The organism is Halomicrobium sp. HArcel3 (genome assembly GCF_058933135.1).
Genome location: NZ_JBZYDN010000007.1, coordinates 180,527 through 206,923, shown reverse-complemented (window position 1 = coordinate 206,923; position 26,397 = coordinate 180,527). Strand labels below are relative to the sequence as shown.

27 protein-coding genes, 1 tRNA gene and 1 other RNA gene are annotated in these 26,397 nt (G+C 66.8%); 17 read left to right on the top strand and 12 right to left on the bottom strand.

All coding sequences use genetic code 11. From position 1 onward, the window contains the following. A partial coding sequence (locus AC5FRV_RS16955; protein ID WP_493562267.1) for a BGTF surface domain-containing protein occupies window positions 1-1,089 on the top strand: 1,089 nt, incomplete at its 5' end. 147 nt (window positions 1,090-1,236) lie between these two features. Then, complete coding sequence (gene artA, locus AC5FRV_RS16950) at window positions 1,237-2,238, top strand: archaeosortase A (protein ID WP_493562266.1); 1,002 nt, start codon at window positions 1,237-1,239, stop codon at window positions 2,236-2,238. Between the two features lie 715 nt (window positions 2,239-2,953). On the opposite strand, the gene dph5 is transcribed toward artA, so the two are convergent. Further along, window positions 2,954-3,736 (bottom strand): diphthine synthase, encoded by a 783-nt coding sequence (gene dph5 / locus AC5FRV_RS16945; RefSeq protein ID WP_493562265.1) that lies wholly within the window; start codon window positions 3,734-3,736, stop codon window positions 2,954-2,956. Between the two features lie 76 nt (window positions 3,737-3,812). Between dph5 and AC5FRV_RS16940 the strand changes: the two genes are divergently transcribed. Then, window positions 3,813-4,793 (top strand): class I SAM-dependent methyltransferase, encoded by a 981-nt coding sequence (locus AC5FRV_RS16940; RefSeq protein ID WP_493562264.1) that lies wholly within the window; start codon window positions 3,813-3,815, stop codon window positions 4,791-4,793. Window positions 4,794-4,859: 66 nt separating this feature from the next. Continuing rightward, window positions 4,860-4,933 (top strand) — tRNA-Thr (locus AC5FRV_RS16935). A 60-nt stretch (window positions 4,934-4,993) separates the two neighbouring features. Here AC5FRV_RS16935 and AC5FRV_RS16930 read toward each other — a convergent pair. The 4 genes from AC5FRV_RS16930 to AC5FRV_RS16915 all read right to left on the bottom strand — a co-directional run bounded on the left by AC5FRV_RS16930 (window position 4,994) and on the right by AC5FRV_RS16915 (window position 9,531). Continuing rightward, window positions 4,994-5,269 (bottom strand): hypothetical protein, encoded by a 276-nt coding sequence (locus tag AC5FRV_RS16930; RefSeq protein ID WP_493562263.1) that lies wholly within the window; start codon window positions 5,267-5,269, stop codon window positions 4,994-4,996. A 113-nt stretch (window positions 5,270-5,382) separates the two neighbouring features. After that, the gene (locus AC5FRV_RS16925; protein WP_493562262.1) at window positions 5,383-5,625 is read right to left on the bottom strand and encodes a DUF7385 family protein; all 243 of its coding nucleotides are present in this window, start codon (window positions 5,623-5,625) and stop codon (window positions 5,383-5,385) included. 119 nt (window positions 5,626-5,744) lie between these two features. Further along, window positions 5,745-8,549, bottom strand: coding sequence for a DUF1508 domain-containing protein (locus AC5FRV_RS16920; RefSeq protein WP_493562261.1), 2,805 nt, complete (start codon window positions 8,547-8,549; stop codon window positions 5,745-5,747). A 115-nt stretch (window positions 8,550-8,664) separates the two neighbouring features. Beyond that, window positions 8,665-9,531: a cytochrome c oxidase subunit 3 gene (locus AC5FRV_RS16915; protein WP_493562260.1), complete on the bottom strand. Its 867-nt coding sequence runs from the start codon at window positions 9,529-9,531 to the stop codon at window positions 8,665-8,667. Window positions 9,532-9,629: 98 nt separating this feature from the next. Between AC5FRV_RS16915 and AC5FRV_RS16910 the strand changes: the two genes are divergently transcribed. From AC5FRV_RS16910 to AC5FRV_RS16900, 3 genes are read left to right on the top strand one after another with little or no spacing between them, the layout of a single operon-like run. After that, a complete protein-coding gene (locus AC5FRV_RS16910) occupies window positions 9,630-11,051 on the top strand; it encodes a hypothetical protein (protein WP_493562259.1) in 1,422 nt (473 codons plus the stop codon). After that, window positions 11,048-11,350, top strand: coding sequence for a C2H2-type zinc finger protein (locus tag AC5FRV_RS16905; RefSeq protein ID WP_493562258.1), 303 nt, complete (start codon window positions 11,048-11,050; stop codon window positions 11,348-11,350). The genes AC5FRV_RS16910 and AC5FRV_RS16905 overlap by 4 nt, the downstream gene beginning before the upstream one ends. A 57-nt stretch (window positions 11,351-11,407) precedes the next feature. After that, window positions 11,408-11,692, top strand: a complete 285-nt coding sequence (locus AC5FRV_RS16900) for a DNA-directed RNA polymerase subunit L (protein WP_089818111.1) — start codon at window positions 11,408-11,410, stop codon at window positions 11,690-11,692. 93 nt (window positions 11,693-11,785) lie between these two features. Here AC5FRV_RS16900 and AC5FRV_RS16895 read toward each other — a convergent pair whose 3' ends face one another. Further along, on the bottom strand, window positions 11,786-12,628 hold the full coding sequence (locus AC5FRV_RS16895) for a CAP domain-containing protein (RefSeq protein WP_493562257.1): 843 nt from the start codon (window positions 12,626-12,628) through the stop codon (window positions 11,786-11,788). 139 nt (window positions 12,629-12,767) lie between these two features. Between AC5FRV_RS16895 and AC5FRV_RS16890 the strand changes: the two genes are divergently transcribed. From AC5FRV_RS16890 to gfo6, 3 genes are all read left to right on the top strand, one after another. Then, a complete protein-coding gene (locus tag AC5FRV_RS16890; RefSeq protein WP_493562256.1) occupies window positions 12,768-13,640 on the top strand; it encodes a M48 family metallopeptidase in 873 nt (290 codons plus the stop codon). A gap of 44 nt (window positions 13,641-13,684) precedes the next feature. Beyond that, window positions 13,685-15,637, top strand: a complete 1,953-nt coding sequence (locus AC5FRV_RS16885) for a HEAT repeat domain-containing protein (protein ID WP_493562255.1) — start codon at window positions 13,685-13,687, stop codon at window positions 15,635-15,637. 130 nt (window positions 15,638-15,767) lie between these two features. Beyond that, window positions 15,768-16,835 (top strand): D-xylose 1-dehydrogenase Gfo6, encoded by a 1,068-nt coding sequence (gfo6, locus tag AC5FRV_RS16880; RefSeq protein WP_493562254.1) that lies wholly within the window; start codon window positions 15,768-15,770, stop codon window positions 16,833-16,835. Window positions 16,836-16,880: 45 nt separating this feature from the next. Here the strand turns inward: gfo6 and hisF are convergent, their stop codons facing one another. Next, window positions 16,881-17,696: an imidazole glycerol phosphate synthase subunit HisF gene (hisF, locus tag AC5FRV_RS16875; RefSeq protein ID WP_493562253.1), complete on the bottom strand. Its 816-nt coding sequence runs from the start codon at window positions 17,694-17,696 to the stop codon at window positions 16,881-16,883. Between the two features lie 106 nt (window positions 17,697-17,802). Next, complete coding sequence (locus AC5FRV_RS16870) at window positions 17,803-18,936, bottom strand: S1C family serine protease (RefSeq protein ID WP_493562252.1); 1,134 nt, start codon at window positions 18,934-18,936, stop codon at window positions 17,803-17,805. Window positions 18,937-19,174: 238 nt separating this feature from the next. Here AC5FRV_RS16870 and AC5FRV_RS16865 point away from each other — a divergent pair, with 238 nt between their 5' ends. The 4 genes from AC5FRV_RS16865 to AC5FRV_RS16850 all read left to right on the top strand — a co-directional run bounded on the left by AC5FRV_RS16865 (window position 19,175) and on the right by AC5FRV_RS16850 (window position 20,802). Continuing rightward, a complete protein-coding gene (locus tag AC5FRV_RS16865) occupies window positions 19,175-19,381 on the top strand; it encodes a DUF7550 family protein (RefSeq protein WP_493562251.1) in 207 nt (68 codons plus the stop codon). Window positions 19,382-19,638: 257 nt separating this feature from the next. Continuing rightward, window positions 19,639-19,950: signal recognition particle sRNA (gene ffs, locus AC5FRV_RS16860), an RNA gene on the top strand. Between the two features lie 135 nt (window positions 19,951-20,085). Next, window positions 20,086-20,487, top strand: coding sequence for a response regulator (locus AC5FRV_RS16855; RefSeq protein ID WP_089818095.1), 402 nt, complete (start codon window positions 20,086-20,088; stop codon window positions 20,485-20,487). 102 nt (window positions 20,488-20,589) lie between these two features. After that, window positions 20,590-20,802 carry a hypothetical protein gene (locus AC5FRV_RS16850; protein WP_493562250.1) on the top strand — a complete coding sequence of 71 codons (213 nt, stop codon included), beginning with the start codon at window positions 20,590-20,592 and terminating at the stop codon, window positions 20,800-20,802. Between the two features lie 44 nt (window positions 20,803-20,846). On the opposite strand, the gene AC5FRV_RS16845 is transcribed toward AC5FRV_RS16850, so the two are convergent. From AC5FRV_RS16845 to AC5FRV_RS16835, 3 genes are all read right to left on the bottom strand, one after another. Beyond that, entirely contained in the window at window positions 20,847-21,749 is a 903-nt protein-coding gene (locus AC5FRV_RS16845) for a mechanosensitive ion channel family protein (protein ID WP_493562249.1), read from the bottom strand. A 2-nt stretch (window positions 21,750-21,751) separates the two neighbouring features. After that, window positions 21,752-21,997 (bottom strand): YhbY family RNA-binding protein, encoded by a 246-nt coding sequence (locus AC5FRV_RS16840; protein WP_493562248.1) that lies wholly within the window; start codon window positions 21,995-21,997, stop codon window positions 21,752-21,754. Between the two features lie 704 nt (window positions 21,998-22,701). Then, complete coding sequence (locus AC5FRV_RS16835; protein WP_493562247.1) at window positions 22,702-22,992, bottom strand: ribonuclease P protein component 4; 291 nt, start codon at window positions 22,990-22,992, stop codon at window positions 22,702-22,704. 126 nt (window positions 22,993-23,118) lie between these two features. Here AC5FRV_RS16835 and AC5FRV_RS16830 point away from each other — a divergent pair, with 126 nt between their 5' ends. From AC5FRV_RS16830 to AC5FRV_RS16820, 3 genes are all read left to right on the top strand, one after another. Beyond that, window positions 23,119-24,165, top strand: a complete 1,047-nt coding sequence (locus AC5FRV_RS16830; protein ID WP_493562246.1) for a glycosyltransferase family 4 protein — start codon at window positions 23,119-23,121, stop codon at window positions 24,163-24,165. Between the two features lie 175 nt (window positions 24,166-24,340). Continuing rightward, complete coding sequence (locus AC5FRV_RS16825) at window positions 24,341-25,441, top strand: glycosyltransferase (protein WP_493562245.1); 1,101 nt, start codon at window positions 24,341-24,343, stop codon at window positions 25,439-25,441. 124 nt (window positions 25,442-25,565) lie between these two features. Beyond that, on the top strand, window positions 25,566-25,886 hold the full coding sequence (locus tag AC5FRV_RS16820; protein WP_493562244.1) for a DUF5798 family protein: 321 nt from the start codon (window positions 25,566-25,568) through the stop codon (window positions 25,884-25,886). On the opposite strand, the gene AC5FRV_RS16815 is transcribed toward AC5FRV_RS16820, so the two are convergent. Continuing rightward, window positions 25,883-26,290, bottom strand: coding sequence for a CoA-binding protein (locus AC5FRV_RS16815; RefSeq protein ID WP_493562243.1), 408 nt, complete (start codon window positions 26,288-26,290; stop codon window positions 25,883-25,885). The two genes, AC5FRV_RS16820 and AC5FRV_RS16815, sit on opposite strands and share 4 nt — an antisense overlap. Window positions 26,291-26,397: the final 107 nt, after the last annotated feature.

Sequence of the window (26,397 nt, the reverse complement as noted above, 5' to 3'; positions counted from 1 at the left end):
GCGACCGAGTACGACATGAACGTCACGACGGGTCTCAACGCCGACGTGACCGAGGCTGACGAGGTCGGTGCGCTCTCGCTGCAGGAGCGCTCGACCAGTAATGTCACAACTTGGACGGCACCGGCTAACACGGACTTCGACGACTGGGACGATGGAACGATCGCGGCTGGCGTTGGCGCGAACCTGACCCAGTCCGAGGGGATCGCTATCACTGAGGACAACAGTGACTTCGCGGTCATTCAGGTCGAATCCTCTGGTCTCGAAGGTGCCCTCGCGAATGCGAGCGACGACGACACTGCGGCGTTCCTAAACAACGGCGAGACCACGTTCACTATCGAGCAGACGAATAGCGGTCCGAACGCACCTGACGAGGCACTCAACATCAACGACACCACCACGACGGTTGTCCCTGATGCTGAGAACGATAGCTACTACGTCGCTATCGACACCAGCGAGACCAGCAACATCGAAGATGACGGTGTGTACGAGGCGAACTTCACCGTCGACGCTGGAAGCGAGCTGAATACGAACGACGACGACCCGGAGACGGGAACCTCCGAGTTCGAAATGGTCGATGGTGAATCCAGCCTCGACACGAGCGAGGACGACCTCGTGCTCGTTGAGGCGGCTACCAACCAGACGGTTTCTGGGACGTCCACGTGGGCACCGGGCACCGAACTGGAGATTCGAATCAGTTCCGACGACTCGACGAGTCCATTCCTGACTCGCCCCGAGGCAACGGTTCAGCCTGACGGGACGTTCGAGGTGGACGTTGACTTCGATGAACTCAGCCAGGGTACGAACCTGACGCTGGAACTCGACCGTGAGTCCGACGACTGGGAGGGCCAGGTCGTCGAAGAAGGTACCCTCGATCAGGGTACTGAAACGCCCACGGAGAACGGTACGGACACGCCGACGGACACGGCAACTCCGACCGACACGGACACGCCGACCGACACCGAGGAGTCGCCTGACGACACGGACACCGAGGAGTCGCCCACTGACGACAGTGGACCTGGCTTCACGATCGTCGCTGCACTCGGCGCCCTCATCGCTGCGGCACTGCTGGCAGTCCGCCGCAACGACTGAGGTAACTAACTACCGGACTTCGTCCGGCTCCTGAATTCCCCCATTTTTCGCGTGCTACCGACCCGATAGCGTCAGCCATTCTCGACGCGCACAGTCACGCAACGATAAAGCATATAGCGGGCTTCGGACAACGGTAACGTAGAATCGATGGCACTCCAGGCTGCGTTTCTCGCGATTCAGCCGCTCGACGTCTCAGCGCCGCTGTCGTGGCTGGTGGTGGTCGCGTTCCTGACGGCGGCCGTGGTCGAACGGTGGGACAGGGAGCTGGCTCGGCGAGTCGCCGTCGGTGGCTGGGTCCTCTTCGGGCTGTTCTGGCTCGTGCTCGTGCCACACTTCGTCTTCGAAATCGGGAGCATCGTCGAGGGCCTGGGCAGCATCGCCGCGGTGCCGATGTCGCTGTACGCGGGCTATCGACTCTGGAACGGCAGGGACTCGCTGTTCGTACTGACGCGGGCCGTCGGACTGATGGGGCTCATCTACCTCCCCTTCGTCTACGTCCCCGGCATCGAATCGATCCCGCCGCGCAAGTGGCTGGTCGAGACCGTCGCCGGGCAGACGGCCTATCTGATGTCGCTGCTGGGGTTCGACCCGACGCTGGTCGACGGGATGGCGCACAATGGGTATCCCATTACCGGGAAGAAGTATCCCGACCGTAGCACCTTCGTCTTCGAGGGGAACACGGCCCCGATTCGGTACACCATCATCACGGCGTGTACGGGCATCGGCAGCATGTCGATCATCGCCGGTGGAATTCTGGCGGTGTCGGCGCCGCTCCGCCGGAAGGCGAAGGCGCTGGCCATCGCCCTACCGATCATCTACGTGTTGAACCTGTTCCGCAACGTCTTCATCGCGGTCATGTTCGGCCACCAGAAGATGCAGTTCTTCGTCGAGCCGATCATGGGGCTAATCGGGACAGACGACCCCCAGTACGTCTCGTACTTCCTGGCCGACCGGATGCTCGCCCAGTTCGGGTCGGTGTTCGCGATGATACTCATCACCTGGCTGGTCGTGAAGACGCTGCCGGAGATACTGGTCGTCGTCGAGGACCTGCTGTACCTCCTCACCGGAAGCGAGTACGACCTCCAGGACGCGTTCGGCGTTTCGGGTGAGCCGGGGCGGTCGCCGCCGGACGAGGCGGACGCGGACTAGCGGGAGTGAATGACGGTGAGTTAGCTTTGCTCTCTCTGCGATGAACTGATTGTAGCTTCGGTGTGTTTACTGAACGGGTGGTTCTTCTGAATTACGCTGGCAGAAACGAGACTGCCAACAGCCAGAAAGCCCTCGGCGCGCTCCGGTCCCGGGGCTTGCTGCGCTCCTCACTCCGTTGCGGTGCTTACTGCGCCCGGGTTCCCGCAGCCCGCCTCGCCCTTTCAGTCCGCCAGGCCAGCACAGCACCGCAGCCCTGCCCTTCCCCTGGTCGCGAGAGCCTCGCTTTCGCTCGGCTACTCGCTCCCGGCCGACCGCCTCGCGGTTGCGGAAGGAAGCGTGATTCGGCGCGGACGCGCCGAATCCGGGGAGGGTTGGTGGAGTCAACCGCGAGCGCCTCCGTGCGCGAGCAACGCGGACCCTGGTGTCCTGGCGAGCGAAGCGAGCCAGGGGCTCAGGAGAGCTTGCTCTCCTGGTGGACTGAAAGGGCGAGGGGCGGTCGACGAAGTCCGAACTCGTAAGCACGCGAGGAACGAGCGCGCGCAACGGGTTCGCACGAGTCGAGCGCGCCGAGGGCTTTCGAGGTATTGTCGTCTCCTATTCCGTCTCTATCTCGAACCCAACCGATCGCTCAGTCCTTCACCTGTATTGACCAGTGAACTAGCACAGAAGGAGGAGCAGGTGAACTGACGAATCCAACACTCACGGCGACCGTCGATCAGACCACGTCGTCCGGAGCATCACCGAGTTCCACGAGCGCGTCGCGTTCCATGTCGTGGAGGTCGCCGGGGACGATCAGGAGGTGGAGTGGTCGGCCGAAGTCCTCGTCGGCGAGCCGGTCGATGCGGTCGGCGGCGACGACGGGGTTGGCGCTCCCGGCGCGGGCGACGACGACGCCGAGTTCCGCACCGAACTCGTCGGCGAGCAGCGAGGCCGCCTGGTCGGCGCGCATGAACTCTTCGTCGCCGTCCCAGTGGGGGTCGTCGACCTTGATGTCGAGGTAGACGAGCGTGTGGAGGTTTCGGTCACGGTTGTCTCGGATGGTATCGACGACGCTGTCCGGAACGTCGCCGCCGCCGTGGGCGTCGGGGAACGGGAGCGTCGTCGCCTTGCCGAACCGGTAGTTCTGGAGGCCGGTGAGCGACGACGCGGCGGTCTGGGCCGTGGTCCCGTGGACGATCCTGGTCCTGATCCCGCGTTCGTGGGCGCGCAGGCGGAGATCGACGTGGGTCGTCGAGATCATCGTGTCGCCGGCCGTGACGAACGCGACGTCCGCCGATTCCGCTGCGTCGAGGACGGGCTCGGGGTCCTGTTCGACGCCGGCCCGGTCGAGAATCTCGAAGGAGGCGTCGTGGTAGTACTCCAGTCGCTGGAGGTCCGTCCCCACGAGTTTGCTGGTGTAGAACTCGGCGAATATTCTGTCGGCGGTCTGGAGGGCTTCGCGGCCCTCGACGGTGATAGAGCGCTCGTCGTAGAGGCCGAGTCCGACGAAGGTGAGCATACGCCGGATCGGTCGGGGCGGTGCATAAAGGACGCGAAGCGTCAGCCTTACCGCCGGCCGCTGGCGAAGAGAGTGTATGAGCGTCCAGTGCGTCCGGGTCGACAGGGAGGCTGGCGAGGAGACGCGCCAGCGGCTGGCCGAGGTCGACCTCGTCGAGGACGGCTACGACATCGTCGTCGAGGACGGGTGGCTCTACATCCCGGTGACCGACTCGGCGTCGGTGCCCGCGGACCTCGACGTCGTCGCCCGTGACCTCCCGGTGCGCGAGACGCAGACGATGCCCGGCGACCTGGTGGATTTCACCGCGAGCTACGAGCGCATCGGCGACGTAATCGTGATCGACGAGGACGACCCCGAGCGAGCCGCCGCCCTCGCCGACGCGCTGATGGAATCGGACCTGCCGGTCCGGACAGTCCTCAACCGCGCATCGAAGATCAAGGGCGAGACGCGCGTGCGTGACTGGGAGGTACTAGCTGGAGACGGCACGGAGGCGGTCCACCGCGAGTACGGCTGCGAGTTCGCCATCGACCTGGCGAAGGTGTACTTCTCGCCTCGCCTTGCCACCGAGCGCCACCGCGTCGTCGAGCAGGTCAGCGAGGGCGAGCGCGCGTTCGACATGTTCGCCGGCGTCGGCCCGTTCGTGATACCGTTCGCAACGCGCGGCGCGGAGTGCGTCGGCTGTGACGTCAACGAGTCCGCCATCGAGTACCTCCGCGAGAACGCCGAGCGAAACGGCGTCGCGGACCGGATCACCGCGATAGAGGGGGACGTCCGTGAGGTTGCGCCGGAGTACGCTGACTGGGCCGACCGGCTCGTGATGAACCTCCCTCACAGCGCCGACGAGTTCCTCGACACGGCCGTCGCCCTCGCGGGCGACGACTGCGTGATCCACTACTACGACATCCAGCACGAGGACGACCTCTTCGGACCCGGTGAGCGCGCGATCCGCGAGTTCGCCGAGCCCGAATACGACGTGACGGTCGAAACCCGTCACGTCGTCAGGTCCTACGCGCCACACGAACAGAACGTGGTTCTCGACGTGCGACTCTCTCGCTAACCCGCCCCGAGTCGCAATCCTTATTGCGGTTATCGCCGGACAATTCATTGGTCGCGAGGCCGACGCGCCGGAGTAGCTCAGACTGGTAGAGCGAATCCTTCGTAAGGATTAGGTCGGGGGTTCAAATCCCCCCTCCGGCTTCCTGCTGCGAACAGTTCGTGAGCAGCGGAAGCCGTGGGGGATTTGAAGGAGACTTCTCGTTACGCTTCCGAGAGGCGGCCGCTCCGCCATCCCCAGACGATGTCGAGAACCAGCCAGGTCGCCGCCCAGAGCGTCAGGAACACGACCACCAGTGCCGTCGTCGAGAGGACGTGAAGCGGCTGGACCAGCGCCACGATCCAGCCGTAGAGAACCGCCAGACAGAGCCAGCTAATTGCGAGGCTGAGCGCTCCCGTCGAGAAGTATTCGAGCGAGCCCAGCGTCTCCCGGTCCTCGGATCGCTGCCCGAGCCCACCGTTCCTGTCTAGTGGTACCATCCTTCACGATCGATCGTTCACGGGACAGCCGCATAAGCATTTACTGTGCATTGATTGCCGAATACGTGCCATTCCCGGGCTCGAGGCGTGGTCGAACCGGACTCGGACGGTGCTCAGTGCGTCAGCAACAGCAACTCGTCGTCGGTCCGGACGACGCAGAACGGGCTGTCGGGCTTCCCGAAGGTGTTCTGCCGACGCTCCGAGACGAGGAGACGGTCGAACGGCTCGCCGCAGGCGGGACAGCCGAAGTCGTTCCGGTTCGCGAGGTGCATCTGGCCGCGGTCTTCCGTGAGGAGCTTGAGGCCGTGGCGGTACTCGTGCACGTCGAAGCCGTCCGTGACGTCCAGCCGCGTCATTGGCGGTTCGAGGAGAAGGTTCGGCTTCAAGCTATGGGTGCAGCTATCAGAACTCAGATCGCGAACCGGAGACGGAACACGGCGGCAGGGAACGGCGAACGAAAACCAGCGCGAGGCAGTTACTCGGCGATCGAGATCTCGGATTCGGGGCCGTACTCCTTGACGACGGAGAGTTCCTCCTGGGCCTCGGCGCGGGTCGGGAACGTCGCGATGCTCTCGGCGATTTCCGAGCCGGCTTCGTCCACGAGTCGCCAGCGCCAGCCGTCGTCGCCCTGGTGGAACTCGAAGGCGGCCGAGTCGATCTCGATGACGCTCGCGTCCGCGATGTGCGCGCGGACGTCGTCGAGTTCGGCCTCGGCGGCGTTCCGGCTCTCGTGGCGGCCCGCGCCCTTGGCGATGACGCGCTGGTGCTCGTCGATGAAGCGCCAGGTCCAGCCGTCCTCGTCCTGGAACAGTTCGAAGGCGACGTCGTCGTAGTCGACGAGTTCCGCTTCCATTCCGAGCTCGCGGGCGTTGGCGGCGTCCTCTTCGGCCTCGGCGAGGCTCTCGAACGTCGACGGCGAGGTCGCGACGACCTCGTGGTCGGCGTCGATGAGGCGCCAGGTCCACCCGTCGTCGCTCCGGTAGCAGTCGAAGGCGGCCTGACGGATCTCGTACACTGTGGTCTCGCTCGCGTTCCGCTGGAGGTCCTCGACGACTTCGGTCACGGCGTCGCGGTCCTCGTACTGGAGGGCACCGACGGCGATCTGCTCGCGGTCGTGGTCGACCAGTTCCCAGTGCCAGTCCTCTGGCTGGAGCAGGATGGCGAGGTCGCCGATGGTCTCGACGGCCGCGGTGCCTGCGACGGCCTGGATACCCTCGATGGCGTCCTCGGCGGCGTGTCGCGTCCCGAAGCTCTCGGGGGCGTCTGCGATGGTCGTCCCGTCGGGGAGGACGAAGCGCCACCACCACTCGTCGTCCGCGTCGGCGTACACCTGGAAGATGCCCTCACCCATGGCGCGCTTGTCGGCCTCCTGGACGGTGGTGACGAGGCTGTCCATGGAGTTGCGGGCGCCCTCCTCGGTCTCGTGGCGGTCGCCGCCCTCGGCGATGGTGTCACCGATGTCGTCGACGAGGCGCCAGCCCCAGCCCTCGTCGTCCTGGAAGATCTCGAAGGCGGTGTTCTCGATCTCGAGGTGTTCGGCGTCGGGGGCGTGTTCTTTCAGCGTCGTCATCGCGCCCATCGCGCCGTCCTTGGACTCGTACTCGCCCTGACCGCTGTCGGAGAGGACGTTGCCGTCCTCGTCGATGAGCCGCCAGCGCCAGGCGCCCTCCTCGGCCTCGTACACCTGGAAGGCGGCGTTGTCGAACTCGATGAGGTCGGCGTCGGGCGCCTCCTCGCGGACGCGGTCGACGTTCGCTGCGGCTTCCTCCTCGGTGTCGTAGCGCTCCGTGCTCTTGGCGCGGACCTCGCGGTCGGAGGAGACGAGGCGCCAGTGCCAGGAGCCGCCGCGTTCGTACGTCTCGAAATCGAGGTCCTCGATCTCGACGACGTCGGCCGCTGCGGCGTGTGCGCGCATCTGTTCGGCCTGCTCGGTCGCGTCCGACTGTCCGCGGCTGTCGCCGTGGCCGGTCGCGACAGCGGCGCCGTCGTCGACGAGGCGCCAGCCCCAGTCGCCGTTCCGGTCGAACACGTCGTAGGTCGGCTCGCCGGCCTCGACGATACTCGCGTCTGGAATGTCCGCGAGCAGGTCGTAGACGGCGTCTTCGGCGACGCCCTTGGACTCGTAGGCCCCGGCGCTCACCGCCATGTTCTGGTGGCCGCTGTCGCGGAGCCGCCAGGCCCACTCGTCGTCTTGAGGGACGAGTTCGACGCCGTACGACTCGATGACCAGGTCGGTGGCGTCGGCCGTCAGTCCGCGGAACTCCTCGATGCCGTCGACGGCGCTCCCGTGGGCCGAGTATTTCTCGGCACCGCGGGCGAGCGTGGTCCGGTCCTCGTCCATGAGGCGCCAGCCCCACTCGCCGTTCTCCTGGAAGCAGTCGTAGCCCGCCCGGTCGAGGACGAAGACGTCGGCGTCGGCACCGTGGTCCTTCATCGCGTTGATGGAGTCCTCGGCACCGTCGCGCGAGTCGAAGTCCCGGCCGCCCTCGGCGAGGACGGAGCCGTCCTCGTGCATCAGGTACCACTGCCAGGCGTCCGAGCCGGACTCGTACAGCCTGAAGGCGGCGTGTTTGATCTCCAGTAGCCCGGCGGCGGCGACCTGTTCCTTGACCGCGTCGACGCGGTCCTCGGCCTCGATGCGCGAGAGGAACTCCTCGGTACTGGAGGCGACTGCGCTCTGGTCGATGAGGCGCCAGGTCCACTCCGTACCGCGCTTGAAGACGGCGAAGAGACCGCCGCGGTCGGTCTCGCCGATCATGATGTCCGGGTGGTCGTACTCGTGGCCAGCCGTCGTCTCCGAAAAGTAACTGCGTTCGCCCGTCACCACGGGCACCATCACGACGACGCCCGCGACGAGCGCCAGGCCAGTGGTGTAGATGGGGATGATCTGGTCGCTGTAACTGGCTCCCTGGGACCAGTCGTTCGGATACGCCACGGTGAACCAGCCGATCGCGACGAGACAGAGAAGCGCGCCGAAGATAGCGAGTATCGTCCCGCGTCGTCTGACTGGCAGCATCAGGACGATGCCAAGCAGCGTCGCCACGAGCCCGATGGCCGCGGGCGTGATGGCGATCTCCTGGACGAGGTAGGCCATCGCACTGTTCCCCTCGGAGGGTCCGAGCAGGTACAGCCCGATGCCGCCCATCGCGAGCAGGTAGCCCACCACCAGCAACGTGTAGCCGTAGACGTGTTTGGTCGACTCAGGCTCACTGACGTACTTCGTATACAGTTTGAAGAGCGTTCCACCGATCCCCGTGTGTTGCGTCGTTTCTACCCCCATGAGAAGTACCCGTTGAGCGCCGGTGGAATAACTGTTAGGTTTGTTCAGACCAGTGACGACTTTCAGAAAACCCGCAGACGGCGCGTATATTGTTCGATGACCGATGTGAACCGGTCTAGAAGACGGCCGTACCGACGTAGAGGACGACGACGAGGAACACCCAGACGACGTCGACGAAGTGCCAGTACATCGACACCGTCGAGACGGAGGTGTGCCGGTCACTGGAGTACTGGCCGTAGAGCGACCGGATGAAGACGATGCCCAGGAGGACTGCGCCCATCGAGACGTGGAGGCCGTGGAGGCCGGTGAGGCCGTAGAACGCGCTCGCGTAGGCGCCTTCGGCGACGGTGTATCCCTCGTTGACGATGAACTCGTAGTACTCGTACACCTGCCCGCCGATGAAGACGATCCCGAGCAGCAGGGTCGCCGCGAGCAGGTTGATGTAGCGCTGACGGTCGTCGCGCCGGAGCGCCACGTGGCTGTAGTGGAGCGTGACGGAGCTGATGATCAGGATGACGGTGTTGACGAAGACGAGCGGGCCGGTGACGCCGCCGTGGGGCAGCAGGTCTGCGCTCCAGACCGCGCCGCCGCGGATGAAGAAGTAGTAGACGAAGCCGGCGCCGAAGGTCGCCACTTCGCTGACGAGGAACAGTAACATCGCGAACCGGAGGGTCCGGTCGGAGTGGTGGTCCGTCCCGCCTTCCCAGAAGTTGACGACGAAGGCGTGGTAGAGCCAGCCGTACAACCCGACCAGGAAGAGGCCGACGCTGCCGACCGTGACGCCCGCGGCGATGGTCGAGGAGACGAGCGGTTCCTCACCCAGCGCGAGCACGAACAGCGCCGCGCCGAGGTAGAGGCCGGCGGCGCCGGCAGCAGTGATGAACGGCCACCAGCTCGCTTCGCCGAACCCCTGGGGCCAGTCCTCGACCGCAGGGAGGTGGTGCCCGCCGTGATCCTCCGCTGAATCTTCGGCAACAGTCATACGGTCATCTTGCGATTCGACTACTAAAAAGGCATCCAAGTGCGTCTGCGCGACCACAGATCGATGGGTACACACACCAGGAGGACGAATCGCCGCCGATGGATCGTCGCCGTCGTCTCGGTCTCGCGCTGCTGGTGGCCGGGGTAACGCTCGCGGGCCGGGCCAGCGCCCACGGTGGGAGCCTCGACGCCGGTGCGCGCGACTCGCTCGTGGTCCCGACCTGGCTGTTCCTCACGACGGGCGGGGCGGCCGTCGGCGCCTCGTTCCTGCTCGCGAGCTTCGTCACCGACCGGTCGTTCATCGCCGCGATCCACGACTGGCACCGCGAGTTCCCGGTCCCGGGCCGCCGCCTGCTCGCGGGCGCGGTCTCGATACTCGGCGTCGCCGGCCTGGCGGCGGTCGTCGTGATCGGTTTTCTGGGCCCGTCCGAGGCCGTCGAGAACGCCGGCTACCTGCTCGTGTGGGTCGGCTGGTGGGCCGGGTTCACGATGACCACCTACCTCGTGGGTAACTGGTGGCCCGCGTTGAACCCCTGGCGGACGATGGCCGGTCTGCTCCCGTCGCTCGACCGGCCGTACCCGGACCGCTACGGGGCCTGGCCCGCCGTCGTCGGCCTGCTCGCGCTCGTCTACCTGGAGGTCGTCGGCCCGCCCGCGGCGCTGGCCGACACCCTGACACCGCCCGTCTTCATCGCGACCCTCGCTGTCGCCTACTCCGTGGTGGCGCTCGCGGGCGCGCTCTACTACGGAACTAGCTGGTTCGATCGAGCCGACCCGGTCTCGCGCGTCTTCCGGTACTACGGGCGCGTCGCGCCGGTCGCGTTCGAGCGTGGCGCTACCGACGGCACCGCCGGCGATGGTGACGGGAGCGGCTTCCGACTCCGTCTCCCCGGGACGGCGCTGTCGGAGCCCCGCCTCGTCGACGGCCGCGACGAGGTGGCGTTCGTCGTCGCGCTGCTGTGGGCGACGACGTTCGACGGCCTCGTCTCGACGCCGGCGTGGCGGGCGCTGCTCCGCCCGCTCGGGGTGTCGGACCTCGCCGCACGCGCGGTCTACCTGGTCGCCATGGCGGCGGGCTTTCTCGTCTTCTACTGGGTCTACCGGCTCGCCGTCGGCGCCAGCCGCGACCTCTCCGAGGCCCACGTCTCGCGTGCGGAACTCGCCCACCGGTTCGCGCCGCCGCTGCTGGCCATCGCGGCGGGCTACCACCTCGCGCACTACCTGGGCTACTTCCTCCGCCTGTCGCCCGGGATGGTCGAGTCGTTCCTCGACCCGTTCACGGCCTCGGGGACGGTGCTGACGCTCTCACTCCCCGACTGGTTCGGCGGCGTGGGCCTGGCGAGTATCATCCTGGGCCACCTGCTGGCCATCTGGGTCGCCCACGCGAGCGCCTACGACCGCTTCCCGAGTCGCCTGCAGGCGATCCGGTCGCAGTACCCCTTCATCGCCGTGATGGTGCTGTACACGATGACCAGCCTCTGGATCCTCTCCCAGCCGGTAATCGAACCGCCCTTCCTATGACCGAGACTGTCACCGACCACGAACCGGACGCGTCTGACCCGTTCGCCGACGACGTCGAACGCCGCCCGGACCTCCCGGTGTACGAGTGCGAGTACTGCGGTCGGCCGTTCGCCCGCGAATCGTGGCTCGCCCTCCACCGCGGGCAGTCCCACCCGGGCGACCTCGACGACGAACAGATAGCGTCGTTTCGCGAGGCCCACGCCGACGAGGAGGCCGACCTCCGCCGGTTCCGGCTGAAGGCCCTGGGAACGCTCGTGCTCCTGTACTTCGCCCTGCTGATGGTGTACGCGGTCGTGTGAGTGCGGGCCAAGCCAGAAGCGAAGGTTTCAAGCGCGCGAGGGGCCGATTCACCTGATATGGATCTGCGCGTCATCGAGAAGGAAGACACGATGCTCTCTATCGAGGTCGCCGGCGAGGACCACACGTTCATGAACGTCCTGAAGGGGGCGCTCCTGGAGACCGACGGCGTCACCGCCGCGACCTACGACATGAACCCCGAGCAGTCCGGTGGCCAGACCGACCCCGTCCTCACTGTCAAGACGGAGACGGACGTCGATGCACTCGACGCGCTCGAAGCCGGCGCCGAACGCGTCATGGAGAAATCGGACAACTTCACCGACGCCTTCGAAGCGGCAGTCTGAGCGTCGCGCTGGCCTTCTCCGGTCGTTCTTCGATTTCCGTTCTGGATTCGAGACCTGAGAGTACTCGCTGCCGCGTCGCCGGAGTTATCCGGGCTAACAGATAGCGATCGTCACGAACACCCGGTCGTCCGTCGCGACGTGGACGTCGACGCCGACTCTCTCGCGTTCGGGGTCGAGCAGGTCGTCGAATCGGTCACCGTTTTCGACTCGTTCGACTAGTGCCGACGCGGCCGCGTCGGCGCTTTCGGCCTCGACGATGGCCGTACCGTCCGGCCCTTCGAGATTTTGGTGCTGGGGAGTCTGTGGTCGCGACGCACAGCCGTGGTCGAACCGGTCGATGGCGTCGCGCGCTGGGCCGCTCCCGTCGTCGTAGATCGCGTCGACGCTGGCCTTGTTGTAGTAGGCGGCCAGGCGGCCGAGGGTCTCGTCGGTCGCCAGGGGCGAGGCACCCGCCGACTCGCGGCGCTCGTTGAGTTCGGCGACGTACGCGTCCTCGACCGCTGCCAGCGAGAGGTTCCCCGCCGTTTCGGCGTCGCCCGGTGCGTCGGGAATGTCCGGTTCGCCCATGCCCGGCAGGTCGATGACGCCGACGAAGCCCAGGCCGAGCACCACGATGATGATGCCGACGGCGACGTAACCCGCGACGTACTTCGCTTCGACGACGTCTCGCCAGCCTGTCCCGATGTCCTCCAGCGGGTCGTCCAGGTCTGCGACGTCGCGCTGTTCGAGTTCGAGGTTCCCACAGCGACTGCACGGCGGCGAGTGCTTCTGGTGCTGGCGGCCACACTCCGGACAGACCCACACCGACCCCTGTGGCTGGTCGGCCGTCGCTGGCACCCGCTCGACGGCCTTCTCGAACTTGCCGTGCCCGCAGTTGTCACAGGGCGGGTCGTCGGATTCGTGGGGCTTGCCACACCACTCACACCGCCACTCCATTGGAGGGCTCTGGGGAAGTACGTGCAAAAGCGTACTGATGTCACTCCCGCCGAGCGACCCTGGGCCCGGTTCGTTTCACGGCACGACGCCGGCGCCACCCGGCGGTACGTTTATCTCGGGCGCCGTAATCGGTCGGTACGTGCGCCAGTGGGATCGCGTCCTCGGGCCGCTATCGCTTGCGGTGATGGGCGTCGTCGGCCTGCTCGTCCACGCGCTACCGGCCGTCTCGCTCGAACAGCGTGCACCGCTCGTCGGTCTCTGGGGACTCGTCCTCGCGGTGACCGTCGGTCAGGCCTCTCTGTCGCTCGCAGCTGAACTCGACGAACGGGGCCGTGGAGCGGTGTCGGACGCCGACGCGAGCGAGTACAGGGCGGCCGTCTGGGAGCTCGCCGGCGACCTCGGGATTTCCATGCCGGCGGTGACCGTCGTCGAGACGGCGGATCCGATCGCGATGGTCGACCAGAGCCGCCTCCGACCGCACCTGTACGTCAGCGACTCGCTGTTCGAGCGCCTCCCGCCGGACGAACGGACGGCGGTCCTGGGTCACGAACTCGGCCACGTCCGCTCGCACGACGCGCTCCTGGCGATCGCGAGCAGCTACGTCGTCGAAGTCACGGGCGCGACGGTTCTCTGGCTGGCGGTCCTGCGCCACGCGCCCGTCGCCGTCCAGATCGGTGGGGTCGTCGTCTACCTTGCGACCGGCGTTCTGACGTCGTCCCGGGCGACGGTCCTCTGGCTGGCTCTCGGTGGATTCACTCAGTTGCCGCTGCTGGTGCTCTCCCAGGCCGTCTCGCGCTGGCGGGAGTATCGCGCCGACCAGTGCGCGCTGGCGTGCTGTTCCGACCCCGCGGCAGTCGAGCGCGCGCTCACCAACGTCTCCCTGTCCGCAGCAGCCGTCTCCACGCCGGCGCCCGGAGACGTTCCACGCTACAGCGACAGGCGAACGTGGGTCGACCGTCTGCTGGCGTCACATCCGCCCCTCGACGCGCGGCTGGAACGGCTCGTCAGGTGAAACGCTTACGGTGACCGCCTGTGGACGTGCTGGGAACCAGTCGTATGTCGACGACGAACGAGCAGGTCCGGGCCCTCCGGGACCCGGACCCCCGCCGGAGACGAGATGCGATAGACGCACTCGTCGAACAGGAGGCCGCGCGGGCCGTCGGTCCCCTCTCGGCGCTCGTCGAGCGGGAGAGCGACCCGACGGTCACGGCGGCGGCGCTCCGTGCGATAGGTCGTCTCGGAGCGGAGGGCGAAGGCGTTCCGACACTGCTCGACCACCTGGACGACGAGAACGGCGAGATCAGGCGTGCCGCCCGCGACGGGCTTCGGTCGCTCGACGGCGTTGCGGGCGCCTCCACCGTCGAGCGTCTCCTCGACGCCCTGGCCGAAGCGACGCCGACAGACGACGGAGCTGACGCCGTGGACCGGGGTTCAGGTCCCGACGACGCGGCGGCCATCGCGGCCGCTATCGGGGCGATCGACGACCAGTCCGCCCTGCCGGCGGTCCGCACTGCGCAGTACGAGGACGACGACGTCGCGGCGGCGCTGGCGGACGTGTCCATCGCAGCCGCCGAACTGGTCCGCGAGGACGTCACTCTCACCGACCAGGCGGCGTTAACCGCGCCGGATCCGTTCCTCCGGCGAGACGCGGTCCGGGCCCACGCTGAGGCGCACGGGAGCGAGGCGAGAGCGCGAATAGAGGCGCGTCTCGACGACGACCACCCGGCGGTCCGTGTCGCGGCCGCCGAGGCACTCGGCTCTATCGGCGATCCGCGGTCGCTCCCGACGCTCTGTCGTCATCTGGTCGACGAGCGAGACGAGGTATTCGACGCCATCAACGAATCGGTCGACGACGTGACGGGTCCGCGAAGAATCCAGCGTCTGTGCTGGGTCGTCGAGACCGCCCCGCGAGACAGCGCGATCGCCGCCGAGGCGCTCCTCGAGCGCCGGATGGGACTGATCGCCTCGCTGGGGCTGGAATCGCGTTCTAGCGCCCGCGAATCGATCCGCGAGGTCGCGATAGAGATGGTCGAGACGGACGTCACGAGCGAGCGCGCCGAGGGCCTCTCGCTGTTAGCGGTATACGGGACCGCCGACGACGTCGGCCGCTGTGTGGACGCACTCCCGGCTGACGACCCCGCGGTCCGGGAGCAGGCAGCGCTCGCACTCGGTCACCTCGGTGTCGACCACGGTCGGATGGTCCGTTCCGTCGCGGGCAGACGCCTTCCGCTCACTGGGGCGGCAGTCGGTCTCGATGCTCCGGGCGAACGCGTGAGACCGTTGCGCGACCGACTCGACGGCGAGACCGACGACGACGTCGTGGCCCAGTTGCTCGACTCGCTCGGCGTCCTCGGCGACGCGTCCGTCCTCCAGGCGGTGGTCGGCCGGTTGACCCACCGCGATGCGGTCGTCCGCGAGCGCGCGGCGTTCGCGGTAGCGAAGCTCGGCAACTGTGACACGCTGCCGGCGGTCCGGTCAGCGTTCGACGCCGAGTCGGCGCCACGGGCGCGAGCCGCCCAGGCGGCCGCCATGGGCGTCCTCTACGAGACCGACTGTCCGGCCGCGGGAGACGTTCGGGCGGCCCTGGAGACCGCCGCAGTGGAGGACGAGGCGGCCACTGTCAGGCGGTGGGCGACGATCGGGCTGGGATACGTCGGCGATTCGAGCGCGGCGGAGACGATCCGGGCCGTTGACGCCACGGATCCCTCGCCCCTCGTGACGACGGCCGCCGACAGCGCGCTCGCTCGCATCGCCCGCCGGAACAGCCGCCTGCTACGCGCCGCCGATCGGGTGATCGGTGCGACGGCGGACGCGACCGACCGCGTGATCCGGTTCGGTCTGGAACACGAGCGCATCCTGTCTACGGCCTGGAGCGCCGTCGCTGTCTCGCTGGGTCTGGTCTGGCGACTGCTCGCCTTCGTGATCAACGGCGTCCTCGGGTGGCTCCTCATCCTCCTCGTGCTATCGGTCGGATTCCTGGTCCTGGACTTCCTGCTCGGGCTTCTCTAGTTCGAGAGACGAACTGATTGCTCGATTCGCCCGCTCGACCCGCTCGATAGGATCGGCTGGTCACGGTCGGCCCCACAGAAGCGTGTGCTGGGCGCCGCACATATGTTGTTGGATGTCTAATAGTTTCGGCATGGCCCTCGAAGACTACTTCCAGCCGTTCTCCCGGCGCGACTGGGAGCGGAAATCCGTCGACGGGACCGTGCGGATGGCCGTCGTCGGCCTGGGCGGCTTCGCACTGAACCGCGCACTCCCCGCCATCGCGGCCGGCGAGTACTGCGAGACGACGACGCTGGTCAGCGGGTCGGTTCAGAAGGCCGCGCGGACGGCCGACCACTACCGCGCCGACCACGTCGTCGACTACGACGAGTTCCGCCGCGGCGAGGTCTCCGACGCCTACGACGCGGTGTACGTCGCGACGCCGAACGCGCTCCACGGAGAGTTCGTCAGAGCCGCGGCAGACCAGGGCAAGCACGTCATCTGCGAGAAGCCCCTGGAGACGACGGCCGAACGCGCGCGGGAACTCGTCGACGTCTGCGCCGACGCCGGCGTGACGCTGATGACGGCCTACCGCATCCAGCTCGAACCGACGACCAGGCGGACCCGTGAGATCGTCGCCGACGGGTACATCGGCGACGTCGTCCAGGTGTACGGCGGCTTCTCTCACCCCGTCCTGGAGGAGACGAGCCCGGACACCTGGCGGCTGGACCCCGACCTCGCCGGCGGCGGCGCGCTGGTTGACCTGGGCATCTATCCGCTCAATACCACGCGATATTTCCTGGAAAGCGACCCCGTCGCGGTCAACGCCTGGACCTGCTCGATGGACCAGGCGTTCGCCGAAGTAGACGAACACGTGACGTTCACGCTCCGGTTCCCCGGCGAGATCACGGCCTCGTGTACGGCCAGCTTCGACGCGCACGCGAGCAGCCACCTCCGACTCGTCGGCACGGACGGGATGATCTCGATTTCGGCCCCGTTCGGCGGGGTCGTCCCGCAGAGCATGGTCGTCGAACGCGGCGATTTCAGCGTCGAGTACACCGGCCACCCGGACGACGAGGTCGAAGAGGAGTTCGACTACTTCGGCTACTGCGTCCTCACCGGGAGCGAACCCGGGCCGAGCGGCCGGGACGGCCTCGAAGACGTCCACGTCATCGACGGAGCCTACGAGTCGGCCGAGACGGAGCAGTGGGTCGAACTCTGAATGTGACTCGGCCAGAAAAAGCGGCCTCGGTTCGCTCGGCCGATCCTACAGTCGGATCGGCAGGCCCTTCTCGTCGAGATACTCTTTCACTTCGCGGATGGAGTACTCGTCGAAGTGGAAGATGCTCGCGGCGAGTGCGGCGTCGGCGCCGGCGTCGGTGAACACTTCTTCCATGTCCTCGGGGCCCCCACAGCCCGAGGAGGCGATGACCGGCGTCGAGACGGCGTCGCAGACGGCCTTCGTCAGCGGGACGTCGTAGCCGTCCTTGGTCCCGTCGGCGTCGATGGAGTTGACGAACAGTTCGCCGGCCCCCCGCTCCTCGGCCTCCTTCGCCCACTCGACGACGTCGAGGTCGGTGCCCTCGCGGCCGCCCTTGACGGTGCACTCGAACCAGCAGGACTCGCCGTCGACCGACGCGTAGTACTCGCCTTGCTCGTCGAACCGGCGCCGGGCGTCGACCGAGATGACGATGCACTGGTTCCCGAACGAGCGGGCGCCCTCGGTGATGAGTTCGGGGTTCGCGATGGCGCCGGAGTTGATGGAGACCTTGTCCGCGCCCGCGCGGAGCGTCTCCTTGATGTCCTCTCGCGTGCGGATGCCACCGCCGACGGTCAGCGGGATGAACACCTCGTCGGCGACGGCGGAGACGGTGTCGAGCATCGTCTCGCGGCCCTCCGCGGAGGCGGTGATGTCGAGGAAGACGAACTCGTCGGCGCCCGACTCGTTGTACTTGCGGGCCATCTCGACGGGGTCGCCGGTGTATGCCAGGTCCTCGAAGTTGACGCCGGTGTAGACGGCGGCGTTCCCGTCCTCGTCCAGGTCGACGTCGATGCAGGGGATGATCCGCTTGGTGAGGGCCATTGGATACCTGACGGTAGGCACGCCGACGGTCAAAAGAAGTCCGAATCGTCCGAATCCTGCCGCGGATCGACCTCCCCTGTCTCGGGATCGCGGACTGTCCTCGCAGCTACGGCTGTCCCTCGTTCGGGCCCGGACTTGCCTGTGGATCGGGTCGTTCGATGACCGTCGTGTTGACGGTCGTCTGCTCGCCGTCACGGACGATAGTGAGATTCACCTGGTCGCCGGGGCGGGTCTCTGCGAGCAGGACCGAGGCCAGGTCCTCGGACGTCGAGACGTTCTGGCCGTCGACCGCGACGATGACGTCGCCGCCGATGGGGACGTACTGGCGGTCGGCGCGTTCCAGCCGGTCACTCCCCCGGAGGACGTCTGCCGCGGGTGCGCCCTCGTTCACCGAGGCGACGATGACGCCCCGGTCGCTCTCGAGGTCGTTCGCGTCGGCGATGGCCGGCGTCACGCCCGTCCCGGCGATGCCCAGGGCCGGATGCGTGAACTCGCCGGTCTCGATGAGCGACGGGACGACGCGTTCGACGGCCATCGAGGAGACGGCGAAGCCGATGTTCTCTGCGCCCTGTGCGGCGATCCCGGCGGTGTTCACGCCGACGACCGCACCGTCACAGGAGACGAGCGGGCCACCGCTGTTGCCCGGGCTGATCGGCGCGTCGGTCTGGACGACGTTGGGGATTTCGAAGCCCAGCTGCGTCGGCATCGACCGGTTGAGCCCGCTGACGATGCCGTGGGTGATGGTCTCTTCGAGGCCGAACGGACTGCCCAGCGCCGCGACGCGTTCGCCGTGTTCGGTCTGGTTCTCGGCGACGGGCAGCGCTTCGACGTAGTCGGGCGTCTCGTTCACCCGGACGACCGCCAGGTCGCTGTAGACGTCCGCGCCGACGACGGCGCCGTTCAGCGACTCGCCCTCCGTGAACTGGACGGTGACGTCCGTGGCGTTGCCCACGACGTGCGCGTTCGTCACCACGTAACTCGCCGACCCGTTCTGGTCGGTTTCGTAGACGAAACCTGAACCCTGTCCGCGCGCTTGCTGGACCGAGACGACCGAATCGATACTGTCCTCGTAGAGCGCGGTGTAGTCGCACGCCCCACCCGCCTGTTGCTGGGACCCACCGGCCTGTTGCTGGGCCGCCGGCCCGACCGGTGCTGCGCCGACTGTGGCCGTCGCGACGCCGCTGACACTGAGCACCGCGACTATCACGACTACCGTTACGTACCCTGTTCTGTGTCGCATCGTTCGGTGGACGGCGGGACCACACAAACCGGGCGACGACCGTTTTTCGCGGTAATCCGACCGAAAGCTCAGGACCAAACCGCTTCCGTGACGTTACTCCCGGTCGCGAACTCGTATCCCTTGCTTACGACTCGCGGACGACACAGTCGCCGTGTTTGGAGCACATTTCTGCCGGGGTCGTCGTCGGCCCCGGCCCGGATCCGTCAGCTACAGGTAGGCGGACGCGGAACCCTTGACCATGAGCGACACCGACCACGAGCACGGCCACGAGGAAGCGGAACGCCCGGACTACGACCCGAAGAACCCCGAACTCCCCTCCCGGGAACCGCCGCTCCGGACGACGGCTCCCCAGAGCGAGTACACCTTCGGTCAGGTCACCACCGGTTTCGCCGTCCTCGCCGTCGGTCTCGCACTGACGTTCGGCCTCGCGCTCGCTCTGGTCTGACCAGACGGCGCGGTACGACCGATTTTGCCAGACGTTCGATTTGCGTCCGCTCTCTGGCTGTTCGCAGCTACGTTTCTTCCAGCACCAATAAAGCAGAATCTTCCCCTCGGTACACTGCCTCGTCGAGCACGCAGTGTCAGTCAGGGAGCGCCCGGGAACCGGCTTTCGCGCGTCGTCGAGCCAGCGCCATCCAGGGTGGTAGGCCCCCTCACAGATCGGGTATCCGAAAGGCCCTTATGGGGGCACGGCGGAGATTCAGGTGGACTAGGTCGGGGGGTTAGGCCCCCCTCCCTCGCCCGCACTATGGTCTTGAGCGGGGACCGAACCCGGGGGCGTCCGGTCTGCCGGGCGTGGACCCTGTGAGCCAACAGAGAAGCCTCGTCCGCCGGGGCCGACGGTCCGCGGGAGTACGCCTGCAGGGGCGTCCTGCCGCGGTTTACCGAGGGCAGTTCGTCAGGCGCGGAAGCGAGCAGCGAACCCTCGGACACTCGGCGCTCGTCGGATCGCGGGGTGGAGGAGGCGAACGGGACTACCCACGTCCGAACGCCGGGCAATTCCGGCGTCCGCCATTCGTACCGTTTCTCGACCCTCGAGTCGTCGCTCCGTGCATCGAACCGCGTGGAGTAGACGACCTCCGTACCAGTTTCGAGCGGATTGGCCACACAAGCGGTACTTTCATCTCTATTCATATTGAGGGGGCTGTTATGACGACGCAGTCCGGTCGGCCGGAGAACCTTCTGGTAGTGGAGGACAATCCCGGCGACAGTCGCCTCATCGAGGAGGGATTCCGGGAGGCGAACTCCGAGGCGACGCTCCACGTCGTCTCGACGGGCGAGGAAGCCCTCGATTTCGTCCACCTGCGCGGCGAGTACGAGGCTGCGCCCGAACCGGACCTGATCCTGCTCGACTGGAACCTGCCAGCGATGGACGGCGAACGGCTCCTTTCCGAACTCCAGGCCGCCTACGAGGACGTCCCGGTGGCGATAATGACCGGCTCGCAGGCCACGGAAGCGGCCATCAGGTCAGTGGCACCCGACGCTGACGCGTACCTGACGAAACCGACGGAACCGACCGCCTACGTCGACCTGGTTCGCTCGATATACTGACGCCGGCAGACAGGGAACTCCAGACTCGGCCTGTCTGGACTTCGCTCGAACTTCCTCACCGACGTGGACAAACTACTTTGTCCAGAGCCGCCTGGCCATCCTATGGACGCAGAACGCACGCTGACGGTGCTCCTGGTCGCGTTCGCGGCCGGGTCGGTCACTCTGTTCGTCGTGTTGACCGTCGTCGGGTCGCTGACCGACGGCGCGGACCTGCTCAGGTTCGGCCTGGCCGGGGTCGCCGCGCTGGTGGCCGCAGTGGCTGTCGGACTTTCAGTCCACCGGAACGCGTCGGCTGAGCAACTGACCGGCCGCTGAGGCGCACCGAAATCTGGAGGCGTGACTGCGAAAGCGCGCCGTCGTCAGTCGTCGGCGGGTTCGACGACGCCGTCGACGTTCGAGAGTTCGATGCCGCCGCCGATGGTCCGGTTCGGGTACGGGATGTTGATGCCTTCCGCGTCGAACCGTTCTTTCACGGACTGGACGTACTCGCCGCGGACCTTCACGAAGTCCGACCGACTCGGGTTCGAAATCCAGATGCGGGACTGGAGTGCGACCGAGGAGTCGCCGAGTTCGACGAGCCTGACTGAGGGCTCGGGGTCGTCCATGATCCCCTCGTGGGCGTCGGCCTCCTCGAGGATGATCTCGGTCGCCCCGTCGATGTCGTCGTCGTAGCCGATGCCGAAGTCGAACTTGAGTCGCAGCTGGTTCTTGGCGACGGGGTTCTTGATGACGCCGTCGGTGAGCTGGGAGTTCGGTACCGTCAGGAGTTCGTTGTTGAACGTCCGCACGCGCGTCACCCGCAGGGAGATGTCCTCGACCACGCCGGAGTTGCCGTCCCACTCGATCCAGTCGCCGATGCGGAACGGCTTGTCGGTGTAGATGAAGATGCCGGCGACGAAGTTCGCCAGGACGTCCTGCATCGCGAAACCGATGGCCAGCGTCGCCGCGGCACCGACCGTCGCCAGCGCCGTGAGGATGTTGCCGTAGTCGGCCATCCCGAAGGCCACGGCGATGGCGACGAAGATGACGGCGAGGTTGACGAGTTTGCGGAGCGGTCGCCGCGCGTGGGCGTCGAGTTCTCGCGAACGGAGGGCGCGGTCGACGACGGGCAACACGAACAACCGCCCGACCAGATAGATACCTGCCAGAACGACGACGAACACGATCGCGTTGCCGAGGGGGCCCGTGACCGCTGAGGGAACGAACGGAATGCTGTCGAGCCAGGCACTGATCGCGTCGGGGGCAGTCTGCTGAAGCAACATCGTCACTCGAACACGGCAGTGTGGCCACGCGTCTGGACCACCGTCGCGCTCGCCAGCTCAGCCAGTTCGTCGGCCAGTTCCTCGGTCGTCGTCCCGCCGAGCGAGGACCGGAGGAACTTCACCTTCACGAGGTTCTCGTTGTCCAGCTGGTTGCGCAGTTCGTCGGCGACGGGGCCGATGCCGCTCTTGCCGACGCGGAGCGTCGCGTCGAGTTCGTGGATCTTCCGGGTTCGGTCGTCGCTGGTCATGTACTTCCGAGTTCTATCGACTGGAGGCGTTAAACACTTGCCCAACTGGTCGGGTGTGCCGAAGGTTCGACATTCGATCTGGGGTTCTAGTTCAGACGTCCGTGTACTGGATCGCTCAGCGTAGATCAAGGACTTAGCGAATTGGCAGAGCTGCTGTGACCTCGAAGTCAAACACCTCGAAAGCCCTCGGCGCGCTCGCGCGCCCTGAACGGGATATCCTCACTGCGTTCGGATAGGGCCCGTTCAGGCCACGCGACCGCACCTCGCCCTTTCATTCCTCCAGGAACTGCATCGCTCGCGCGATGAAACGCGTTCGCGATTACAACCACCACTCCCCAGATTCGGCGCGTCCGCGCCGAATCACACTTCCTTCCGCAACCGCGCGGCGGTCGGCCGGGAGCGCGTCCCCGAGCAGATGCGAGGGGCGCGCGACAAGGGGAAGGGCAGGGCTGCGGTGCTGTCCTCGGAGGACTGAAAGGGCGAGGTGGGCTCCGGGAACCCCGGTCCCGCAAGCACCGAAGCGAAGCGAGGAGCGCAGCGGGGCCGCGGGACTGGAGCGCGCCGAGGGCTTTCTGGTTGTTGGCGGTCTCCTTTCTCACAATGTTATCCCATCAAAACACCCACTCAGTTCACACAGCTAGTCATCGAGAGACAGAGCGCGACAGTCCTCACCCGAGTAGCACGGAAAGAACCCTCTCAAACACTCAGTCGTAGGGATAGCGCGCCTGGGTCCCGCAGTCGCAGGTGATCACGACGTGGCCGTCCTGGAGGCGGACGCGGGCGTTCTTCCCCGGAATCAGGTAGGCGTCACAGGAGTCACAGGTGAAGCGCTTGAACTCGCGGGGGAGGCCGAGACGGTTGCGTTCGGCGACTCTGCGAGCCCGGCGGACGTACTCGCGGGCGCGGTCGGTCTGGCCCTCGCCGGCGGCCTCCTTCGCGAACTCGTGGAGGCGGTCGATGCGCTCGTGGGCGATTTCGGTTTCGCCGGCAGTCATCGCCCGCTAGTCGGCCACCTCGCCGGGAATAGCTATCGCTTCGTCGCGATAGCCCCGGGACGTCGCCGATCAGCCGATCCGTGGGGATCCGACACATCTTTGTCGGAATGTGGAGGACGGAACATCGTGCGCGCGCTGAACTACCTGGAACTGGCGGGGCAACTGGACCGGAGCGGCATCGGCACGTCGGTGAAACACCAGCGGGAGGCGCTCGCCGACACCGGCGTCGACGTCGTCACCTCGCCGTGGAACGGCGGCGACCCGGTCCGGGCCGGATTTTCGAAGCTCGGCGGCGACCGGTTCTTCTCCGACGTCGACGTGGTCCACTGCAACATGATCGGGCCGGGCACCGTCGCGACGGCACGCCACGCGATGCGGACCGACACGCCGCTGGTCCTCCACGCCCACGTCACGCGCGAGGACTTCCGCAACAGTTTTCGTGGATCGAACGCCGTCGCGCCGGCACTCGGCCGATACCTCCGGTGGTTCTACTCACAGGCCGACCTCGTCCTCTGTCCGAGCGAGTACACGAAGGGCGTCCTCGAATCCTACCCCATCGACGCGCCCATCCAGCCCATCACGAACGGCATCGACCTGGGGCGGCTCGACGGGTTCGAGGGGTTCCGCGAGGAGTACCGCGAGCGCTACGACGTCGACGGGATGGGCGTGTTCGCCGTCGGCAACGTCTTCGAACGCAAGGGGCTCTCGACGTTCTGTCGGGTCGCCCGGCAGACTGACTACGACTTCACCTGGTACGGCACCTACGAGAGCGGCCCGAGCGCCTCGGCGACGGTCCGCAAGTGGACGAACAACCCGCCCGAGAACGTCACGTTCACCGGCTGGGTCGACGACATCCGCGGCGCCTACGGCGCGGGCGACGTGTTCATGTTCCCCGCGAAGGTGGAGAACCAGGGCATCGTCGTCCTGGAGGCGATGGCCTGCGGGAAGGCCGTCGTCCTCTCTGACATCCCCGTCTTCCGCGAGTTCTACGAGGACGGCCACGACTGCCTGATCTGCTCGTCGGAGGAAGAGTTCGCCGACGCGCTCGATCGACTCGCCGAGAACCCCGACCTGCGTGAGCGACTCGGTGAGAATGCCCGCGAGACGGCCGCCGAGCACGGCCTCGACCGCGTCGGAACCCGGCTCGAATCGCTGTACGCAGACTTGATCTGAAGGGGAGCGTCCGGATACGCGAGCCATGCTCGACGTTCCGCCGTCCCGGATCGGCGCGACTAGCAGAGTATCAGTATCGCACCGCTCGCGCCGAACCTGGTCAGTTCCACGTAAGCCCCCACCATCTGGATGGAAAGAACAACCATTTAGCCACTGGTCGGTAAAGCCCTCTCCGATGGAACTCCCGCGCGTCGCCGCGTTCACGGACACCTATCTCCCCACCGTGAACGGCGTCACCTACACGGTCAAGACGTGGCGCGAACGATGGGCCGGCCGCGGCAGTCAGATGGACGTCGTCTACCCGCGGAGCGACCACGAGGCGACCGCGGGCGAACACCCGGTGTCCAGTCTCCCGTTCCCCTTCTACGACGGGTTCAGGGTCGGCGTGCCGCAGATTCCCGAGGCGGTCAGTCAGGCGGACGTCGTCCACGCGCACACGCCCTTCAGCCTCGGGGTGGGAGGCTATCGCCTCTCGCGTCGCCTCGACGTCCCGCTCGTCGCCTCCTACCACACGCCGATCAGCGAGTACGCCTCGTACATCTCGTTCAACGGCGCCGTCCAGAAGGCCGTCCGCTGCTCGGCCTCGCGGTACGAGCGCTGGTTCCTCGACCGGGCCGACCTCATCGTCGCTCCCAGCGAGCGCACCGCCGAGCACGTCCGCGAGAACGTCGGCGTCGCGACGCCCGTCGAAGTGGTCGCAAACGGCGTCGACGTCGAGTTCTTCCACCCGGTCGAGACCGACTCGTTCCGCGAGCGCTACGACCTGCCCGAGGGCCCGCTCGTCGGCTACACCGGCCGCCACGGCTACGAGAAGTGTCTCGACGACGTTATCGACGCCGCCGACGGCCTCGACGTGACCCTTGTGTTCGGCGGTGACGGGCCGGCGCGCGCGGATCTCGAACGCAAGGCCGCCGACGTCGGCGTCGACGCCCGGTTCCTCGGCTTCCTCGACCGGGAGGAACTCCCCGAGTTCTACAGCGCGCTCGACGTGTTCGCTTTCTCCAGCCCAGTCGAGACGGAGGGCCTCGTGGCGATGGAGGCCAACGCCTGCGGGACGCCCGTCGTCGGCGTCGACAGCGGCGCGCTGAGCGACACCATCGTCGACGGGAAGACCGGGTTCACGTACCCCGAGGGGGACATCGACGCGTTCCGCAGCGACATCGAGCGCGCGCTGTCCGAGTACGACGACCTGCGGGAGACCTGTCTCGACCACCGAGAGAGCGTGAGCGTCGAACACTCGGTCGACCGCCTCGCTGACGTGTACGGCCGCATCTGAGCCCGAATCACCGTCGAAATTCTCTCACAGCAGTCCGGATGGGCCAGTTCTGGTCTCTCCCTGGGTACCTGACAACTAACTGGAAGTCGAAACGGCCACAAGGCCCCGCGTCGAACGGCCCCGTATGGGACTGGGAAGTACGGCCAAGAAAGTGCAGAAACTGGCCGACGTGGCCGAGAAGACGTACAAACGGCTCAACGAACTGCGGGAACAGGTACAGGACGTCCGTTCGACCGTCGACGAGACGGGTGAACGCGTCGAGACGCTCGAAACCGAACTGGCCGAACAGCGGGCGATTCTCGACGCCGTCGCCGGGGAACTGGACGTCGACGCGGACGCCATCGCTGCCGACGTCGACGCGAACCCCGGGGAGTCCCCAGCGGAGGGGTCAGTGGCCGAGGACGCGCCGGCGGACTCGGAAAGTACAGCGACGGCCGAGGACTAGCCCAGCCGCTCGTGTTCGACCTTCATGCACCGGTCCTGAACGACGTCGAGCCCGGCGTCCTCGGCTCGTTTGGCGGCCTCGTCGTCCTCGATGCCTAGCTGCAGCCAGACGGCCGTCACGTCGTCGCGTTCCAGCGTCGCGTCGACGATGCCCCCGACCTCTTCGCTCGGGCGGAACACGTCCACGACGTCGATTTCGTCCGGCACGTCCGTCAGGGAGTCGTAGGCTCGCTCGTCCAGAATCTCGTCCGCGAACGGGTTGACGGGAACGATCTGGTAGCCCTGGTTCTGGAGGTAGGACGGAACGTCGTGAGCAGCCTTGCCCGGCGTCGTCGAACAGCCGACGACGGCGATGGTGTCGTGGTCGAGTATCTCCCGAAGGTCTTCGTCGGATTCGACAGGCATACCCGAATAGAGGGGGAGCGCGCAAAAAAGCGTGCTGGCAGCATGCGCGAGCGTAGCGAACGCAGGGCTCGGGAGAGGAGCGAAGCGAGTCTCCCGGCGTCCAGTCG

Bases quoted from the DNA above. Each gene is read 5' to 3' on its own strand.
- artA (WP_493562266.1), top strand. From the start codon at position 1,237: ATGGCACTCCAGGCTGCGTTTCTCGCGATTCAGCCGCTCGACGTCTCA.
- dph5 (WP_493562265.1), bottom strand. From the start codon at position 3,736: ATGCTCACCTTCGTCGGACTCGGCCTCTACGACGAGCGCTCTATCACC.
- AC5FRV_RS16940 (WP_493562264.1), top strand. From the start codon at position 3,813: ATGAGCGTCCAGTGCGTCCGGGTCGACAGGGAGGCTGGCGAGGAGACG.
- AC5FRV_RS16930 (WP_493562263.1), bottom strand. From the start codon at position 5,269: ATGGTACCACTAGACAGGAACGGTGGGCTCGGGCAGCGATCCGAGGAC.
- AC5FRV_RS16925 (WP_493562262.1), bottom strand. From the start codon at position 5,625: ATGACGCGGCTGGACGTCACGGACGGCTTCGACGTGCACGAGTACCGC.
- AC5FRV_RS16920 (WP_493562261.1), bottom strand. From the start codon at position 8,549: ATGGGGGTAGAAACGACGCAACACACGGGGATCGGTGGAACGCTCTTC.
- AC5FRV_RS16915 (WP_493562260.1), bottom strand. From the start codon at position 9,531: ATGACTGTTGCCGAAGATTCAGCGGAGGATCACGGCGGGCACCACCTC.
- AC5FRV_RS16910 (WP_493562259.1), top strand. From the start codon at position 9,630: ATGGATCGTCGCCGTCGTCTCGGTCTCGCGCTGCTGGTGGCCGGGGTA.
- AC5FRV_RS16905 (WP_493562258.1), top strand. From the start codon at position 11,048: ATGACCGAGACTGTCACCGACCACGAACCGGACGCGTCTGACCCGTTC.
- AC5FRV_RS16900 (WP_089818111.1), top strand. From the start codon at position 11,408: ATGGATCTGCGCGTCATCGAGAAGGAAGACACGATGCTCTCTATCGAG.
- AC5FRV_RS16895 (WP_493562257.1), bottom strand. From the start codon at position 12,628: ATGGAGTGGCGGTGTGAGTGGTGTGGCAAGCCCCACGAATCCGACGAC.
- AC5FRV_RS16885 (WP_493562255.1), top strand. From the start codon at position 13,685: ATGTCGACGACGAACGAGCAGGTCCGGGCCCTCCGGGACCCGGACCCC.
- gfo6 (WP_493562254.1), top strand. From the start codon at position 15,768: ATGGCCCTCGAAGACTACTTCCAGCCGTTCTCCCGGCGCGACTGGGAG.
- hisF (WP_493562253.1), bottom strand. From the start codon at position 17,696: ATGGCCCTCACCAAGCGGATCATCCCCTGCATCGACGTCGACCTGGAC.
- AC5FRV_RS16870 (WP_493562252.1), bottom strand. From the start codon at position 18,936: ATGCGACACAGAACAGGGTACGTAACGGTAGTCGTGATAGTCGCGGTG.
- AC5FRV_RS16865 (WP_493562251.1), top strand. From the start codon at position 19,175: ATGAGCGACACCGACCACGAGCACGGCCACGAGGAAGCGGAACGCCCG.
- AC5FRV_RS16855 (WP_089818095.1), top strand. From the start codon at position 20,086: ATGACGACGCAGTCCGGTCGGCCGGAGAACCTTCTGGTAGTGGAGGAC.
- AC5FRV_RS16850 (WP_493562250.1), top strand. From the start codon at position 20,590: ATGGACGCAGAACGCACGCTGACGGTGCTCCTGGTCGCGTTCGCGGCC.
- AC5FRV_RS16845 (WP_493562249.1), bottom strand. From the start codon at position 21,749: ATGTTGCTTCAGCAGACTGCCCCCGACGCGATCAGTGCCTGGCTCGAC.
- AC5FRV_RS16840 (WP_493562248.1), bottom strand. From the start codon at position 21,997: ATGACCAGCGACGACCGAACCCGGAAGATCCACGAACTCGACGCGACG.
- AC5FRV_RS16835 (WP_493562247.1), bottom strand. From the start codon at position 22,992: ATGACTGCCGGCGAAACCGAAATCGCCCACGAGCGCATCGACCGCCTC.
- AC5FRV_RS16825 (WP_493562245.1), top strand. From the start codon at position 24,341: ATGGAACTCCCGCGCGTCGCCGCGTTCACGGACACCTATCTCCCCACC.
- AC5FRV_RS16820 (WP_493562244.1), top strand. From the start codon at position 25,566: ATGGGACTGGGAAGTACGGCCAAGAAAGTGCAGAAACTGGCCGACGTG.
- AC5FRV_RS16815 (WP_493562243.1), bottom strand. From the start codon at position 26,290: ATGCCTGTCGAATCCGACGAAGACCTTCGGGAGATACTCGACCACGAC.